Here is a 16,246-nt window from a genome sequence, read left to right on the forward strand (position 1 = left end):
GAATACGACAACTGAATCAATCTCCTTCCTGAGTTCCCTCTAAAAACAATTAACAAACGTTTCCTCTTAATAATCAATATAATGTTTAAAAGTAATGTACTAATAACGGATGCAAATAAACCTACCATAATTCCAATAAATGGAAGGGTTTCAATATCCCAACCAATTGTAGCAGAAAAACAAAACACTAACCAAATTACCACCAAGAGAACATATATGAGAACATTAAACGTACTAATTATTATCAAATTACTCCAAAATGAATTTGTCTTTTTAATTAAGCGAAGTGCAGTACGATAACTTATGAATATTGGAGTAAGTGAAAGTATTAAAAATAGAATAAGCCCATAGTAAGAAATGCTCACATTTTTACCCCCATAAGGTTCGTACATATATTCAATTGGCTTATAATAGACTCGTTTTATTTGTTTCTGCCTTCAATCATTTTAATAAATATTTTGTGCTCGGTAATCTTCCGCGCAAAATGCTGATATAGTCCTTGTTTTGAAAAGTTTCGCGTATAAGGAATTTCATAGTCATCTAGCAATCGATAAATGACTACTTTACTAACATATAAATTATTTATGTAACTATATAACTCTTTAAAATGTAAAAATCTCTAATGTTTCAACATACTGCTTCCAATACAAAAATCATCAATTGGTATCCATTTAGCGTATGAAATCTTATTAAGCAATTGTTCTCCATTATCGCTCCCCCTATTATGGACTTCCCTTTAAGTAAGAGGTCATTAAGCGCACTGTTACTTCAAATAAAATCATTCTTTGATTAAGACTTACTGATTGCTATCCACTGACGCCTTATTATATCACCGATTTACAAATTCAGGATATTAGTCTGGCAATATCGATTGTTGCTGTTAACGCAAAAAAGCCCTCTAAAAGGGCTTTTCAACATCTAAAGTTGTTATCGTATCGTTACTAATAAAAAGAATACTTTTCTCAATGACATTAACTTTTATTATGAGAGGACAACCCACATTGACTTCTCACTCGTTGTTTCCTTTCCAAACCAACAGTGAGCAGCACTCCACATGCACCGTATGCGGAAACATATCCACCGGCGTCACCTCCGCGACGCCGTAACCGCCATCGACGAGCACGCGCAAATCGCGCGCGAGTGTCGACGCGCTGCACGACACGTACACGACGCGCCGCGGCTGCAGCTCGAGGATCGTCGCGAGCAGCGCCGGGTCGCAGCCCTTGCGCGGCGGGTCAACGACGATCACGTCAGGCCGGACGCCCTGGCGTGTCCACTCGGGCAGGACCACCTCGGCGGGGCCTGCCTCGAAGTGCACGTTCGTCATGCCGTTTAACTCGGCATTCTTCCGTGCATCCGCGATCGCCTCTTCGACGATCTCGACGCCGTACACCTGTCCCGCGCGCTGCGCTAGGAACAGGGAGATCGTACCGATGCCGCAGTAGGCATCGACCACCGTCTCGCCGCCTGTCAGCGCGGCGTACTCCAGTGCCTTCCCGTACAAGACTTCCGTCTGCACGGGGTTCACTTGATAGAACGATCGCGCGGAAATCGCAAATTTCACATCGCCGATATAGTCATAGATGACTTCGCTGCCCCACAGGACGCGAGTCTCATCCCCAAAAATAACATTCGTCTGTTTCACATTAATGTTATGACATATGCTTGCAACAGCTGGGAGAGCTTCACGAATACCAGCAACCCACTCATCCACGCGAGGTATCACGCTGCCATTAGTAACAAGGACGACCATGAGCTCCCCCGTGCGGAAACCGACTTTGACGACGACGTGGCGCAGCAGTCCGAGGCCCGTCTCTTCGCGATAAGCGCGGATGCCAAGACGCGCGCCGATCTCTTTCACCCGAGCCACGACTTCGTCGTTGGACTCATGTTGAATCAAGCACTCTTCCATGTCGATGATGCGATGGCTGCCCTGCGCATAGAAGCCGCCGATGAGGCCGCCCCGCTCTTCCCCGAAAGGAACCTGAGCTTTGTTCCGGTAACGCCAAGGATCGGTCATCCCAAGTGTGGGATGAACAATAATGCCCTCTTCGTTGGATTCACTGGCAACTGTCAGCTTCCCAATCCGCACCAAATTATCGACCACCTGTTGTCGCTTCACACGAAGCTGAGCTTCATAGCTGAGATGCTGCAACTGACAGCCGCCGCACTCTTCATAGATCTTACAATTCGGATCAACTCGATCCGGGCTCACTTCCAGCACTTCCACGAGAGCCGCATAGCCATACTGCTTCTTCAAATGGTTCACCCGCACCAGCGCACGCTCACCCGGCAGCGCACCCGCAACAAAAAGGGTAAAGCCATTCACACGGCCTACCCCTTCGCCATCATGGCTGATCCCCATGATCTCAGCCTCATATTGCTGCCCGATCTGCACTGGCAGATCCGCCATCCAAGCGGGCGCCGCTTTCGCAGCAGCCACGCCTGCTCTTCCCGCCTGTTGCCCCGATCTATTCCCAGCGGGCTTCCCACTCTGTTCTCTATGTTTACCTGGCCGAGAGCCAGAACTGCGTTTATCTTTCATAGTACCCTCACTTTAATCCCCATACAAAATTAAAAAATGGCTTTTCTTGTTTTCCCATTAAATCCTATTCTTCCCTATGCCCATCATCCACAGGCCCCTTCAAATGAAACGGCGTAGTCAATGTTTCCAGCAGCGTCTTCTTATAAATCGACTGCCCCGATTGATCCACGATGATCTGCAAATGGCTTTGCAAATTCGTCATGACGCAAGGCAGTGTGCCGCCGAACTCGCCATCGAGGTTCAACTGGACATAGTCTGGCGAATTGATCTCAATATGATTGGTCTGAAAATAAATCAGATTCGGGTCGCTCAGATGCTCGCCGCGAAGCGCGAGCGTGACCACGCGAATGAACTCCGCGAGGTTGCATTTGCGCAGAATCAAGACGTCGAACAGACCGTCATTCATGCTCGCATCCGGGGCCAGCTTCTCGAAGCCGCCGACGGAGTTGGAGTTGCCGACGAGGAACATCATGACTTCGTCATGGAATTCCATTTCGCCGGCTTTGACATAGAGCTCGATAGGCTTGAGTCTAGGCAGCTTCTCGAGTCCCTTCATATAATAGGCCAGTTGGCCGATCATCGTTTTGAGTTTGCTCGGGACTTCGTACGTCAGCTCGGTCATCGAGCCGCCGCCGGCGATGTTGATGAAGTAACGGTTGTTGATTTTGCCTACATCAATGTCGGTGGTGTACTGCTGCACGATCAGGTCGCAGGCCTGTTCCAGGTTCTTCGGAATGCCTAGCGCACGGGCAAAATCGTTGGTCGTCCCCAGCGGCAGAATGCCCAGCGGCGGTCTTCCTTCGCGTTCGGCCATGCCGTTAACGACTTCGCACAGGGTGCCGTCTCCACCCGCCGCGATGATTAAATCGAACCCTCGGCTAACGGCCTGAGCCGCCGCCAGGGTAGCGTCCCCTTCGCCAATGGTGGCGTGGGTAGATGTCTCGAAACCGCCGCGCTCAAGGCGCTGCAGGATTTCAGGCAGACGCTTTCTCATTTCCTCCCGGCCAGAAGTCGGATTATAGATCAGTCTTGCTCTTTTGACCATCGTGTCTCATCACCTGTTCGCCGTCTGATATTTCGGAAGCTATCTGCTTCTCGATCCATTTGGAAATTAGCGGACTAGGCAGCAATGCCCGTCCATTATATGTATATGCGAAACCATCCATGCGAGAAGGGATCACTTTCGTTGTGAAATAGCCTTCACTCAGGAAAAGCGGTGCCACAATGACAGTATGCCTGGGCTTCTTCTTGGCCCACCACGCCATCTTCCTGCTCACTTGATCCGGCAAAAGCATAGCGACATCCGCCTCATCGTATCCGCCTAGAGCTTTCAACCGCTCTGCCAGCAGCTCGAGACCGTGACGCCATTTCAGATGGAACCCTTTTTCCTTACTCCCGTGACCGACCAATAGGAGAATTTCCTGGCTGGGGGATTCGGACAGTTCTTTGATTTTGTCATAAATAATCTCAGCAATCACAGGATCATCATCGATCGGCGATGTGAAGTGGATGCGTGCCTGTATGTGGAAAGGCTCCAAATCCGTCTCCAGCAGCGGCTGTTCCACAACACCCAGCGCATAGCTGATTTCATCGATATGTGTACTCCCAGAGGACACGAACAGAGGCACGACGATGATGTCTGTCACACCTTGCGCCTCTAAGCTGTAGATCCCATCCTGGATTAATTGCCCTTGCACGAGCTCCAGATAGGAGGCATAAATCGGAATCCCTTGCGGCATTCTTACGGCTGCCACGGCCTCATCGACGAGCTGAACCCAGCCTTCATCCCGAGATCCATGGCTTATAACTAACACTCCATATGTACGCATACTTGTATTCCCCACCCGTTCCAACCAATAGCTACAATCCTATGCTAACGAAAGTGTTCTCTCATGTCAATTGAACAACGGTGAAACAGGAAAAATCCCGCATTACAATCGTAACGCAGGATTCCGACCCTATTTGCCAAACCTTGCTTATCGACCTAGACGATCAAGTGTCAGCACATAGCCGTCGTTGCCGTAGTTTAAGCATCTTTTGACCCGTGATATGGTCGCGGTGGATGCCCCTGTTTCGGCTTCAATCTGGTTGTACGTGCAGCCTTTGCGCAGCATGCGAGCTACCTCGAGACGCTGGGACAGCGACTGAATCTCATTGACTGTGCACAAGTCATCAAAAAAGACGTAGCACTCCTCTATATCCTTAAGCGTCAGGATCGCTTCAAAAAGCTGGTCTATCGCTTTATCGTTTAATTTTTTTAATTGCATACGTTGTCAACTCCCGGTAGAAAAGCAATTTGGCTTCTGAAATCAGTAAGCTCCCTGTGTAACTTTCGACACGCCGAGAATAAATCCTGCCTTTAGGATTGCAGAACGTTAAAATTTCTATGCGTTAATGAGTTAAATTGTGACAAATAACCATGACCCGTGACATTCGTCCATACCAACGGTAGGCAAGTGACATATCTTGTAGGAGTTAAATCTTATAAAAAGGTCGTGAATTCTAGTGAGTAATCAAAGACAAATCATTGGCAATGGCGGTCATCGTCCTGAGGTGCATACACGAAGCCTTACTCTACCACCCCAACTGGGGGAAGGCGGTTTCGGCCAATATCCCGGTTTGGGTGGAGGCGGATTTCCTGCTCCTTTTGAAGGAGGCGGCGGGGGATTTTTTGGCGGGGGTGCCCCTGGCGGCAACGCTGGTGGTTTCTTCGGTGGCGGTGCTCCGGGCGGTAACGCTGGCGGCGGTTTCTTCGGCGGCGGCCCTCCAGCCGCGAGCACAGGCGGTGGCGGTAATTTCCTCAGCAACCTCTTAGGCGGTGGCGGTGGTGGCGCAGCTGGCGGTTCTTCGAACCCGCTGAGCGGCCTGAATTTGAAGCAAATTTCCGGCTTCGTTGAGCGGATGGGCGGCATCGACGGCATCATCGGCTCGATGGGCAAGGTGCAGAAGTTCATGTCTACCTTCCAGCAGATGGCCCCGATGGTGAAGACGCTGTTCGGTTCTCTAGGCAAAGGCAAGGTAAACGCCTCCAAAGACGTAGAGGAAATCTTCAAGCCTAAACGCAAACGCCGGAAGAAATCAGGTGCTGCTCGCCGCAAACAAGGCGGTTCCCGCTCCAAAACCGGCAGCTCAACGAAACGCAAACGCAAGTAAGATGGATTGTTTATAGCTAACATACAACCTGCAAGCGTGCAAAAAGCCGCCTCGTCTTGGCTGACAACCAAGCGAGGCGGCTTTCTGTCGCCTTATTAACTTCTACTATTTTGAAAATTTTATCTTTTAAATAAATAACTAAATAAATAATTTACTTTATTATTTAAATATGGTAAAAATATTAATTTCAATTAATACTTGGAGGACTGCTAATGAATATAAATCCTAATGTATACAGCAAGGTTCTGGCTGCCTTCGGCATTATCCCTCAAGCCATCATCCCTATTACCTCTGGATGTATTAATGAGCTGCTGCAGATTCATACGAACGAAGCAATATACGCGCTCAAATATATTCGGAATAGAAGTTTGGAGGCAATCCAGAGAGAACAACTGGTTATGCAAACCGCTCAGCTGGGAGGTATTCCAATTCCAGATATTCAGAAAACCATAGAAAACGAGACAATTTACGAACATGAAGGTTATTGGAGTTTGTCATCATGGATCGAAGGCTCAAGTATTGCCGCAGCTTCGCTGGATGAAGAAAAGGCAAAATTATTAGGGGAGATGCTTGGTCGCCTTCACATAGTACTTGAGGCACTCTCAGCGGATCAATTGCCATCACTGGTTCAAAATGTTTGTGTGGAGCCAGACAAAACCATGGAGGATTTAGAGTTCGTCGAATGCATGATCCGTAACCGTATGGATTCGTTTGCAGACTACGCCCTGTTATTTTCGGGAGAAGTTAAGAAAAGACTGCTTGCAGGCACCAAAGTGCTGCCCTTTTACCGTTCCGCTAAGAAACAGGTTTTGCATGGCGATTTTTGGTTTCAAAACATCCTGTTTCACCGAGGTCACATACAGTCAATAATAGATTGGGAATTCACATGCAGCGGGCCCAAGCTTTGGGAGATTAGCTACGTTTTCGGAGCCTACTTACTACAACCTAGCTCTTTCGAGGCAACAGCTCGCTTGGCTTCTTCGTTTGTGAGAGGATATTGCTCAATATCTCCACTTTTAGCCGAGGAAGCCAGAATGATTCCGGAGTTGTACCGCTGGTTTCGGTTGAACGAACTACGTCCTCTTCAGTTTCATTATTTTCATAACGAGTCAAGGTTGACTACCTTCCTTCCACATATTCTGAATAAATTTACCTTCATAGAACAGTACGAAGAGGAGCTTACAACCCGTTTGGCCGATAGTACTGTTCGTATCTCATCTTGAATAAGGGAGAGAATCTTTTGTCATCCAATCGAAATGCAAATTTGCTTATGGTTTTGCTATCTCTGACTAGTGCGCTAGCTGGGATAGCTTCCACAAGCTACCAGCAAGTATTACTTGATATTAAAAATGATTTTTCTGTGTCTTGGTGGCTAGTTACGTTTAGCGTCTCCTCCGCTCACTTGGCAACTGCTATCGGCAGGCTCTTTATGGGTTGGATTATTGACCGTTGGGGTGAACGAAGAATTATCGTACCATCCGTGCTTTTCTTTGTCTTGGGAGCGCTGGTCGCCTTCTATACTCCGAATATTTACTGGTTGATTGCAGGTGTATTCATCCAATCGCTAGGCATTGCCCCCATAACTATCGTAACCACTACACTAATATCGTCCCTGTTTAGCAAAGATGTAATCGGACGAAAAATTGCCACGTCACAAACCATATCCTGGATTGGTCCCCTGGCTGGCCCATTGATCGGAGCCTATCTTGCTTACTATGCAGGATGGCGCACGGTCTTCATAGCACACATTCTTCTTGGGATTCTACTGCTACTTCCCTGGCTAATCCGCAAAACATTTTTGATTCCAGCGACAGTACGTCCCCACGCTCAAACCAATAAAGTAAAGAACAACAAATTGATCTGGATCTCCTTGGTAGGTGGGCTGCAATTCTTTGTTCTTTTTGCCAGCCACACATTAGTTCCTATATTGGTGAGGGACCATTTAGGTTTAGATGCCCGTTATGCGGGTTGGGTATCACTTTCCCTAGGTATCGTCAGCATGATGACTTTCTCATTGGGAGGTAAACTTTCTGATCGAATTGGCCCAACTTACACCACTTGCTTAGGTATTTTTGTATTGCATTCGGCACAGGTGCTTCTACTATTAACAACAATTACAAGTGAAACTGTAACGGGTATAACTGCTCTTTTGGCCGGTTCATTTCTACTAGGTCTCTCTTCTGGACTCAGTCTACCGGCTCACCTTAAGTTGATTGTCGATTTTTTTCCAGATAATAAAGCGTCTGCACTTGGATTCTATAAACTCGTACAATACATCGGAGGGGCAGCTGGGCCTGCATGTATGGGGCTTGCTATTGTGCCATGGGGTCCCTTCTGGACTTTGATTGGATTTTTGTCTGTAAGCATCACGTTAACAATACCGTCTTTACGAGGATTAGGGACCACCCCTTCGAGTGTCAGACCTTCAAAAGATAAACCGATTAGCGAAAAAAACTAGACAATTCTGGATGAATATAAGGCAGGGTCAAATTCATGTTTGAAAAAAGAAACATTTATATATCAACAGATTGTATAAAACAGAGAGAAAAAGGAGGCGATTCGGCCTTTGCTATCCCACAGGATAACATTCGTCTCTTGTCATCCCCTCATTTTCGTCTGCTACAGCATAAAACACAACTGATTCCTTATCCTTATAACTATTTACTTCGCAATCGGCTTGTACACTCTTTGGAAGTTAGCCATATTGCAGAAGGAATGGCAAGAAAAGTGAATGCAACATCAGTATGGTCATCCTTGGAACCGTTGGATATAGATTTGATTCATGCAGCTAGCTACGCACACGATATAGGTCATCCTCCCTTCGGACATGCGGGTGAGCGTATTTTGGATGGGCTAATGAAATCAGCCGGAGGATTCGAGTCAAATGCACAGACCATCCGACTATTAACACAAAGTGAATTCAAAGTTTCTCAACGTACATTAGCCACGGTGCTAAAGCATAAGTGTGCAATACCTCTGGTGAGAGGTACCGAAGATGGATTTATAAAAGGATACTATTGGGATTCGACTGATATCGTAGAAGAGCTTTTTGAACATTACGGAAATCACTTACCTGAGAATCCAATTGTTGATATTGCAGACGATGTGGCAAATGCTATCTATGACTTAAGAGATCTTATTCACTTCTATGGCAAAAATGAATTTCTTAAAAGATACACCTCCTTTGTTACGCCAACACGAGTAATGGAGCAATTACATTCCATTACTCATGAACATGTTGAGTCGGAGAGTGAAATCGCTCAAATATTGAATGATTTGGAGAACCGTGTATTACGTGCTCTACTATCCATGAATCCCTGTTTGGAAAGTGCTGCCTTAGAGTATGCCTGCTTTTCTTATATAGATGCCCTTATAATTACAACAAATCAGGATGATCCTTCTACGCTTCAAATCTTGTTACCTCGCTACCTGCGATTACAGATTGCTGTTACTTCAGCCATTGTTAAGTTATGTTTCCTTGACGATGCCATAAACATCCAAATGGAAAAAGACATACGTGACGCCATTGAGCGGATGTTTCATGGATTGTATGAAGGACATGTTAACGTTCCACTTCTAGGCAATGCCTACCTTCCCTTGTTAGAGAAGGCGGTTGATGACAAGGTGAGAGCGAGAGCCGTATGCGATATCCTATGCTGCTTTACAGATGTTGAAGTTTGGCATTCCACTCGAAAACAACAAGACCCCTTGGTCTTTTGTTCATATACCTATTAGAATATTGGAGGCTATTATCCCATGAGTAATCAAATGGCAACTAACCAAGCAGTTAATCAGTTTAGCGTGTACAGCGACGAGTATCTTCGTGACATGTACAATTATTACAAGGAGTTAAGGGATAATGAACCTATCTTCTGGAATGAAGAGATGAAATCTTGGTTCATTGTGAAGTATCAGGATGTAAGTAAATACCTCATTGGCGAGACGTTCATCACTAGCCATCTGATATCAGAAAAGATGGATAATTTGCCACAGGGAGAAGACGCCCATTTCAAAGACATCACAGATATTATTTCTACATGGATGATCTATAACGACCGTCCCGTTCATACTCAACTACGTAATCACATGAACCGAGCATTCATGACCAATGAGATCGAGCTCATTAAACCAGTTATTAAAGAAATTGTTACAGAAATTATTGAAAAAGTAATTGATAACAAATCTGGTTCCTTTGATTTCATCCAAGATATCGCCCTTCCAATTCCTGCGATGGTACTATGCCGAATGCTAGGCATTCCAAGCGAAGAAGTCGATCGTTTCATTAAATGGTCGGACGATATTGCCTTGTTCATGCAGAACTTTGTAGTTTCACATACGCCTGACAAAGAAATCTCCGAACAAACCAAAGGCAGTATGAAAGAAATGTATGTGTTCTTATCCAAGGCAATTGCAGACCGACGCCAAGAGAAGAAGAACGACCTGCTCAGCCGAATCATCGCGGATACACCTGGTGTAAATGGCGAACTCCGAGACGATCAGGTCATTGCTCAAACGATCCATCTAATCTTTGGAGGTCATAAGATACCTCAGTTCATGTTGAGCAATACCTTGCACCTTCTGTTTAAATACCCACATATTTTCGATCAACTGAAATCCGATTTATCTTTACTACCCAAGGTGTTAGAAGAATGTATGAGACTTGAAGGACCGATACAGTATATCACCCGTCATGCTGCGGTGGATATCGAGATCCGTGGTGTAAAGATTAAGAAGGGTGACTCTGTATATTTTTTTCTCGGCTCAGCAGGCAGGTACGATTCCGTATTTGAGAATCCAGAAGAGTTTAAAATCATCCGCAGTGGTAATCGTCATATTGGATTCGGTGGTGGTTTCCATGCGTGCATTGCAGCGGTGTTCGCTCGTGCCGAGATCGTGGAGATTCTTCAAGGAGTCCTGAAGAGTTTTCCCAACCTGCAGCCTGTTTATGATCTGGACAATCCTCAATGGACAAAGAATCCGACCTTTCACGGCATTACGACTATGCCTGTAGTGTACTAAGGAGGGACATATTAAGATGTCTCTGCCTAATATTGGTATGCTGGTTGTAGTGCTGCACGATATCCATGGCATCACTCCGTTCATTAAAGTTACATGCGAAAGAATCCAAAGTACGGGTGCAGATGTCCTATGCCCTGATCTTTATACGCTTGTGAATCCTTTTGCTTATAACAGAGGAGATAATCCACACACTTTCTTCCTTAATAACATTGGCTTTGAGCAGCCTAAAGAACGGATCTTAGAACTCATACACCCCCTCCGATCCCAATATCAGCACATCGTTGTCCTTGGATTTAGTGTAGGAGCCACAATTGCATGGCGCTGCAGCTCTGAATCACTGATAAATGGGGTAGTTGGATACTATGGATCTCGTATTCGAAATTATATGCATACACAGCCCAAGTGCCCGGTTCTACTTCTTTTCGCCCTCAATGAGCCAGCTTTTGAACCTCTAACAATTCAAAAGTCCTTAGAGTCAATGAGTGAGCATATTGACACTCGCTGGTATGATGCAGCACACGGGTTCGCCAATTCAGCTGGGGATAGTTATTGTCCCGAGAGCGCGGATGCTGCATGGGGAGAAGTAATGTTTTTCTTAAAAAAATAAAGAATAGGGATGTGTCTCGTCCAACAAATTCAGTCATCGCAACATGCTCTACCTGAAAAGCTAGATTACTTATGGACAGGAGTCAAAAAACATGAGAAATCAAATTCAAACGACATCCTCATTTATAGAACTCCTTGATCTAAAGCCCCATCCTGAGGGCGGATGGTATAAGGAGATATGGAAAGCAAATGTACAAATTCCACAGGAATCTCTCGGCTTCCCTTACTCTGGTCCCCGGCACGCAGCGACATCCATCTATTTCGTGCTCCAGCCTGGCGAGGTTTCTCGTTGGCACACGGTGCTTTCAGAAGAGCTCTGGTTATGGCACGCAGGAAGCCCTTTACAATTGACTTTGGGTGGGACTAGTGAGCATCCACAAGCGGAGCAAGACATCATCTTAGGATCAGATGTAGCAAATGGGCAACAGCCTCAAGCACTGGTGCCTTCCAAGGCATGGCAAAGTGCACGAATATTAGGCGAAGAACCTGTATTGGTCTCCTGCATAGTTGCTCCAGGTTTTCATTTTGATGATTTTCACATGATTTACTAAAGAACTTTATCAGATAATGCTCCAGCCAAAATAAATCAAAATAACTTGCAAATTGCTGCGCTTGTAAATCAAAATCCACATAGATTCGCTGAATACCTTTGTGGCATTTTGTGCAGACCTGACAATGAGTATGGAAGAGGCTGTTAACCATTTCGCCGTGGATGCAGCTTTCATCACTCGTTTTTTCTTTGTTTAATTACCATAAGGCGAAGGGAAGCAGTGTTTCTGTCGCAAATAATAATTCCAGATCCCCCTGCTGATGCTTCTGTAACGTTGACATTAGAAAATTACTTATAATTAACGTGCGCAAACCTACTGTAGTATCGAAGATTATCGCCACTTTCCCTTCCGTAAACACCATCTTCGATTCATCGTCCTATCCTAGTCATTGGAGTGCAGCTTCGCTGTCAACAAGCTCTTTCCACCAAGTGAGCGTCCATCACCTTCCTCGCCATTCAAACGCCAAGAGGTAGCCAAGCAATTCCTGACCGTTGCCATCATCCAGCATTAGGCGCTCTTTCGTCGTATCGAACCAACGCCTCTAGATTCCATCCACGTGTTGGTAAATCCATCCTATTCCCTAAATTATAAGCCTTTAGGCATAAGATAAACCTAGCATGTGGTTAACTTCTCTACAATGAATCCCAGCCATCATCTCATCTGCTTGTCACAAACTGCTCAATCCCGTCAGCAATGCCTGCCGCAAGCTTTTTCTGATACTCCGGCTCTGACATAAGCTTGTCCTCTTCCGGATTCGTCATAAAGCCCAGCTCCACCAAGACGACCGGCACTTGGGACCAATTAAACCCGGACAAATCGCTCCGCGCAGAGAGTCCTCTTCCGGACGCCTCAGTTGCAGCCTTCAAGTGTTCCAAAAGGTAGCCCGCCGCCTGACGGCTCTCTGCCGCAATCGGCTTAACGGCTGCCGTGGAAGCAGACGGGTACAGCACCGAGAACCCTTTGGTCTTGGGTGAACTATCCCCATCCGCATGAATGCGCACAGCGAGCGCTGCTCCGGCTTCATTCGCCATCTCTGCGCGCTGTTTGTTGCTGATATCGACGTCATGCGTCTCACGCGTCATCGCAACTTCGATGCCGCGACGTTCGAGCTCAGCCTTGATCAACAACGAAACCTCCAGGTTGAGGACATATTCCGCTTTTTTCGTGCGGACACCGACCGTCCCGGAGCTGACAGCTGGCTTGGTGTCCCTAACATCAGGGCCCACCTGTTCAGGCGTGTTGTTCCCTTGGCGCTGATGTCCTGGGTCGAGCATGACGAGCTTGCCGGACGACTTGGCCTTGTGGGCAGCAGCCCCCGGTGTTGGTTTCACGGTTGGTTGTGCCATTGCCTGCGCTTCAGCTTCGCCCACTGCTTGCACAACAGGCTGCAAAGTTGGCTGTACTGTCGGCTCTGATATTACAATCGCCATCTCAGGCGCCGAGCCCACCTTAGCTAGAACTGCTTCTATAGGCAGCTCCGACTCCCTCGGCTGAGTGACCTCAGCGGTCGATTGAACGACAGACTTCATGTTCGATCTATACACTAAGGCTACCACCACAAAGCTTATCAAAAGCACTACATACAAGACTTGCCGTGTCTGAATTCCATCTCTTTTCACTAAGCTTCCCCCATCTATCTCTATCCCGTGCCAAAGAACGCGTATGATCTTGCTAATTTCGCTTTTTGCTTTGGAAACTCCTTCTAGACTGCGACATATGCATGAATCCTGACACTATTGCCAAAACTATCCTCACGCATAAACGGAAGGAGGCACTCCCATGCACAACCTCTGGAACTTCATTTCTCAAGAGTGGCTGTCCCTTGTTTTAATCGTTGGTGTACTAGTTGCGGTATGGTTCGTCTATAAACATAAGGACAAGCTCATTAGGGGCACTAATGATAAGAAGTAAGGTTGGCGCAAGAATAATGTTTGTCTTCACTACATCTCCACATACCGTATATGCTAGTTTAACTAATTGGTCTGAATTAGTTACATAAGTGTCATTTATATTGCTTGTATTTACTGTATGTAGAATTGTCTTTGCTAACATAGCAATAGTTTATTGACATTGGTCAATATAGTGTATATTTTGTTTATCTATTCTTTCCGTAATACAAAGAAAAAGTGAGTGTGGATTTATTTTCCACCTCACTTCCTAGTATCTTAACTATAATATTGAAGACTTTATGACCAGTGTTATACCAACTATTATGTCAATATAAATTATAAACAGTGTCTTGCATTGCTTATAGTAGCAAACGGTACATGTTCCTAATTATATATTGCTAATTAATAATCAACTACTTGATGTACTTTCCTGCAACTCAACATACATCCATTGTATTGCATATTCATTGATATAATTAGAGACTCAATCCGTAGTAGATTGAGTCTCTCTTTTATAACTACGAATTATAGCAGATTAGTTAAGTTTAATATAGAGAGCACTTGAGTCAAACTCTACGGTACTATCCTGTTGACGAATCCAAAGCATATTACTTTGACCTTTAAATAGAGTAACTAAGATTTTACCAGAGACATTATAAGACTTTGTCTCACCCGGTTTAATCTTTCTATCAGAACCAAGAGCATCATCCAAGTTTCTACTAAAAGAACCATCGAATCCATAATCAGTTACTCCAATAATCTTAGCACTTTTATCAGCTACAGTCACTCCTGAGAACTGAGGAACAATACTAGATATGTAGCCATATTCACTACCTGGATCTGGTTTTACCTGAGTATAAGTAATGTTGTCAGCTTTCACTGTAACATCAACTAAAGCCCAACTAGTAGTAGAAGTATCATCCGGTTTCTTGAATCCTAAATCTACAACCTGTTCAGCAGTAACTGGCGTTACTTTATTTACGCTTACTTTATAATTTGCTTTCCACTGACCTTTTGAGTAAGGATTGTTATAAATATCTGTATAGGCCACCGACACCCCACTGGATACTGTACCAGAGTTAGAAGATCCTTCAGACGGTTTAGTTACTGGAGGAGGAGTAGGTGCTGCAGTAGGTTTAGGTGTTGGTTTAGTAGTATTGTCTTTGTCTGGAATTCCAGAACCAGTACGAGTTCCACTAGTGATCTCAACTGTTTGAGTTGAGTTATTCCATTTAACAGAACCTCCCATAGCTTCTGCAACTGCTTTCGCGGATACATAGCTATGGCCATCATAAACCACTGGATACATAGTCCCATCTTCACTGGACATATCAACTTCACTACCATTGACAGTTACTTTTAATGCTTGATTTTGATATGCTGTGATTTGCTTAAGTGCTGAATCAGCATAGGCTAAAGTTCCTGCCGATACAGCTAGTGATACAATTGCAATGATTGCTGAAACTTTTTTACTGAATAAATTCTTCATTTCTATTCCTCGCGCTTCTTATGTATTTTTGAGACTCTTAGGGTGTTACCCTTTCGTCCCATAATAAAAAGAGGAAGAGAGATTTGAACTCTCAATAAATGCATCCTGCTCCTCTAATAATCTCTATTCAACTCCTAAATATAACCAATTACTCTTCTTCTTCTTCGACAGTCCCCAACTGACTACCCCATCCGCATAAACACCGGCCGAAAAGATGCCCACCGCAATAGTAATTGATGCCGGAATTACATAATATTATTTCATCATGAAGTTAAATCTTCCTATGTAGGTTATATCATACAATAATATTTTACATCATATTACAAATTACTGCATATTTTTTATTTATCGGGAACCGTCATTAAGGGGGTTTCAAACACACGTTCATGACTGAATATGGTGAGCTGCCTATTCTCTTAACATAATCAATGCATAAATCCAGCACAAAAGTTGAGAGATTCCTTATTTAAAAGGGATCTCTCTTCTTCTGTGCCCTTATTCTTTGGTGCGTGTTTTTGGTGGAGGATTCTATTGTTTTTTATTGTAGAGTCTTCTAGAAACTGTCCGCGATTAGTCCACACATCGCTATTGGGTTGAACGTAATCTTTTATTCATAGCATCAGCCTTACCGCTGTTAATGTCTCTTGAGTTGCTGCCAAAAAAAGCAGCTACCAATAATTTATACTCCTCTGAGCCATATCATTTGAGCTCAAGAATTTCTCCCATGTGTACTCATCTTCGAGATACGCGAATCGCACTTTATCTTTAGCATTTGTGTTATGGATGTTGCTCAGTCAATTGACTCCCCTAAACTTGAGACTAGAATCCCCAAAAGTCTAACTTTGGAAGACGCTGTAAAGATGGAACGTGTAGCTGCCCAGCGAAAGATTGTGGAGCGTGATTATCTTATTACAGTTATCTTCCTCTTACTCGGACTCCGAGTGTCTGAACTCGTTAGTATTGATTTAATTCATATCGATGAATACGAAGGTAC

15 protein-coding genes are annotated in these 16,246 nt (G+C 45.0%); 8 read left to right on the plus strand and 7 right to left on the minus strand.

Annotated elements, in window-relative coordinates; genetic code table 11:
• The 5 genes from IEY34_RS37045 to IEY34_RS30295 form a co-directional block, all read right to left on the minus strand.
• Positions 1 to 365: hypothetical protein (locus tag IEY34_RS37045; RefSeq protein WP_229757912.1), on the minus strand; the 365-nt coding region annotated here is incomplete at its 3' end.
• Between the two features lie 644 nt (positions 366 to 1,009).
• Complete coding sequence (gene rlmD / locus IEY34_RS30280) at positions 1,010 to 2,545, minus strand: 23S rRNA (uracil(1939)-C(5))-methyltransferase RlmD (protein WP_189019098.1); 1,536 nt, start codon at positions 2,543 to 2,545, stop codon at positions 1,010 to 1,012.
• A gap of 64 nt (positions 2,546 to 2,609) precedes the next feature.
• Positions 2,610 to 3,590: a diacylglycerol kinase gene (locus IEY34_RS30285; RefSeq protein WP_189019100.1), complete on the minus strand. Its 981-nt coding sequence runs from the start codon at positions 3,588 to 3,590 to the stop codon at positions 2,610 to 2,612.
• Entirely contained in the window at positions 3,562 to 4,374 is an 813-nt protein-coding gene (locus IEY34_RS30290; protein ID WP_189019102.1) for a sirohydrochlorin chelatase, read from the minus strand. Before IEY34_RS30290 ends, IEY34_RS30285 begins: the two co-directional genes overlap by 29 nt.
• A gap of 147 nt (positions 4,375 to 4,521) precedes the next feature.
• Entirely contained in the window at positions 4,522 to 4,812 is a 291-nt protein-coding gene (locus IEY34_RS30295) for a YerC/YecD family TrpR-related protein (RefSeq protein WP_079414635.1), read from the minus strand.
• 238 nt (positions 4,813 to 5,050) lie between these two features.
• Between IEY34_RS30295 and IEY34_RS30300 the strand changes: the two genes are divergently transcribed.
• The 7 genes from IEY34_RS30300 (at position 5,051) to IEY34_RS30330 (ending at position 11,874) form a co-directional block, all read left to right on the plus strand.
• Entirely contained in the window at positions 5,051 to 5,698 is a 648-nt protein-coding gene (locus tag IEY34_RS30300) for an aminotransferase (protein ID WP_229757913.1), read from the plus strand.
• Between the two features lie 212 nt (positions 5,699 to 5,910).
• Entirely contained in the window at positions 5,911 to 6,921 is a 1,011-nt protein-coding gene (locus tag IEY34_RS30305; protein ID WP_189019104.1) for a phosphotransferase enzyme family protein, read from the plus strand.
• 17 nt (positions 6,922 to 6,938) lie between these two features.
• The gene (locus IEY34_RS30310) at positions 6,939 to 8,156 is read left to right on the plus strand and encodes an MFS transporter (RefSeq protein ID WP_189019105.1); all 1,218 of its coding nucleotides are present in this window, start codon (positions 6,939 to 6,941) and stop codon (positions 8,154 to 8,156) included.
• Between the two features lie 35 nt (positions 8,157 to 8,191).
• Complete coding sequence (dgt, locus tag IEY34_RS30315) at positions 8,192 to 9,433, plus strand: dGTP triphosphohydrolase (RefSeq protein WP_189019107.1); 1,242 nt, start codon at positions 8,192 to 8,194, stop codon at positions 9,431 to 9,433.
• Positions 9,434 to 9,454: 21 nt separating this feature from the next.
• Entirely contained in the window at positions 9,455 to 10,717 is a 1,263-nt protein-coding gene (locus IEY34_RS30320) for a cytochrome P450 (protein ID WP_189019108.1), read from the plus strand.
• 16 nt (positions 10,718 to 10,733) lie between these two features.
• Positions 10,734 to 11,324, plus strand: coding sequence for a dienelactone hydrolase family protein (locus IEY34_RS30325; protein WP_189019109.1), 591 nt, complete (start codon positions 10,734 to 10,736; stop codon positions 11,322 to 11,324).
• A 91-nt stretch (positions 11,325 to 11,415) separates the two neighbouring features.
• A complete protein-coding gene (locus IEY34_RS30330) occupies positions 11,416 to 11,874 on the plus strand; it encodes a cupin domain-containing protein (protein WP_189019110.1) in 459 nt (152 codons plus the stop codon).
• Positions 11,875 to 12,530: 656 nt separating this feature from the next.
• Here the strand turns inward: IEY34_RS30330 and IEY34_RS30335 are convergent.
• Positions 12,531 to 13,418 (minus strand): N-acetylmuramoyl-L-alanine amidase, encoded by an 888-nt coding sequence (locus IEY34_RS30335; RefSeq protein ID WP_189019111.1) that lies wholly within the window; start codon positions 13,416 to 13,418, stop codon positions 12,531 to 12,533.
• A 235-nt stretch (positions 13,419 to 13,653) separates the two neighbouring features.
• Between IEY34_RS30335 and IEY34_RS37410 the strand changes: the two genes are divergently transcribed.
• Positions 13,654 to 13,785, plus strand: a complete 132-nt coding sequence (locus IEY34_RS37410) for a hypothetical protein (RefSeq protein ID WP_268240200.1) — start codon at positions 13,654 to 13,656, stop codon at positions 13,783 to 13,785.
• Between the two features lie 513 nt (positions 13,786 to 14,298).
• Here IEY34_RS37410 and IEY34_RS30340 read toward each other — a convergent pair.
• Positions 14,299 to 15,252: a stalk domain-containing protein gene (locus IEY34_RS30340; RefSeq protein WP_189019112.1), complete on the minus strand. Its 954-nt coding sequence runs from the start codon at positions 15,250 to 15,252 to the stop codon at positions 14,299 to 14,301.
• Positions 15,253 to 16,246: the final 994 nt, after the last annotated feature.

This window comes from Paenibacillus marchantiophytorum (assembly GCF_014640555.1).
In the GTDB taxonomy this organism is placed as follows: domain Bacteria; phylum Bacillota; class Bacilli; order Paenibacillales; family NBRC-103111; genus Paenibacillus_E; species Paenibacillus_E marchantiophytorum.

Coding starts and splice junctions, on each gene's coding strand:
- rlmD (WP_189019098.1), bottom strand. CDS start 2,545: ATGAAAGATAAACGCAGTTCTGGCTCTCGGCCAGGTAAACATAGAGAA.
- IEY34_RS30285 (WP_189019100.1), bottom strand. CDS start 3,590: ATGGTCAAAAGAGCAAGACTGATCTATAATCCGACTTCTGGCCGGGAG.
- IEY34_RS30290 (WP_189019102.1), bottom strand. CDS start 4,374: ATGCGTACATATGGAGTGTTAGTTATAAGCCATGGATCTCGGGATGAA.
- IEY34_RS30295 (WP_079414635.1), bottom strand. CDS start 4,812: ATGCAATTAAAAAAATTAAACGATAAAGCGATAGACCAGCTTTTTGAA.
- IEY34_RS30305 (WP_189019104.1), top strand. CDS start 5,911: ATGAATATAAATCCTAATGTATACAGCAAGGTTCTGGCTGCCTTCGGC.
- dgt (WP_189019107.1), top strand. CDS start 8,192: ATGTTTGAAAAAAGAAACATTTATATATCAACAGATTGTATAAAACAG.
- IEY34_RS30320 (WP_189019108.1), top strand. CDS start 9,455: ATGAGTAATCAAATGGCAACTAACCAAGCAGTTAATCAGTTTAGCGTG.
- IEY34_RS30325 (WP_189019109.1), top strand. CDS start 10,734: ATGTCTCTGCCTAATATTGGTATGCTGGTTGTAGTGCTGCACGATATC.
- IEY34_RS30330 (WP_189019110.1), top strand. CDS start 11,416: ATGAGAAATCAAATTCAAACGACATCCTCATTTATAGAACTCCTTGAT.
- IEY34_RS37410 (WP_268240200.1), top strand. CDS start 13,654: ATGCACAACCTCTGGAACTTCATTTCTCAAGAGTGGCTGTCCCTTGTT.
- IEY34_RS30340 (WP_189019112.1), bottom strand. CDS start 15,252: ATGAAGAATTTATTCAGTAAAAAAGTTTCAGCAATCATTGCAATTGTA.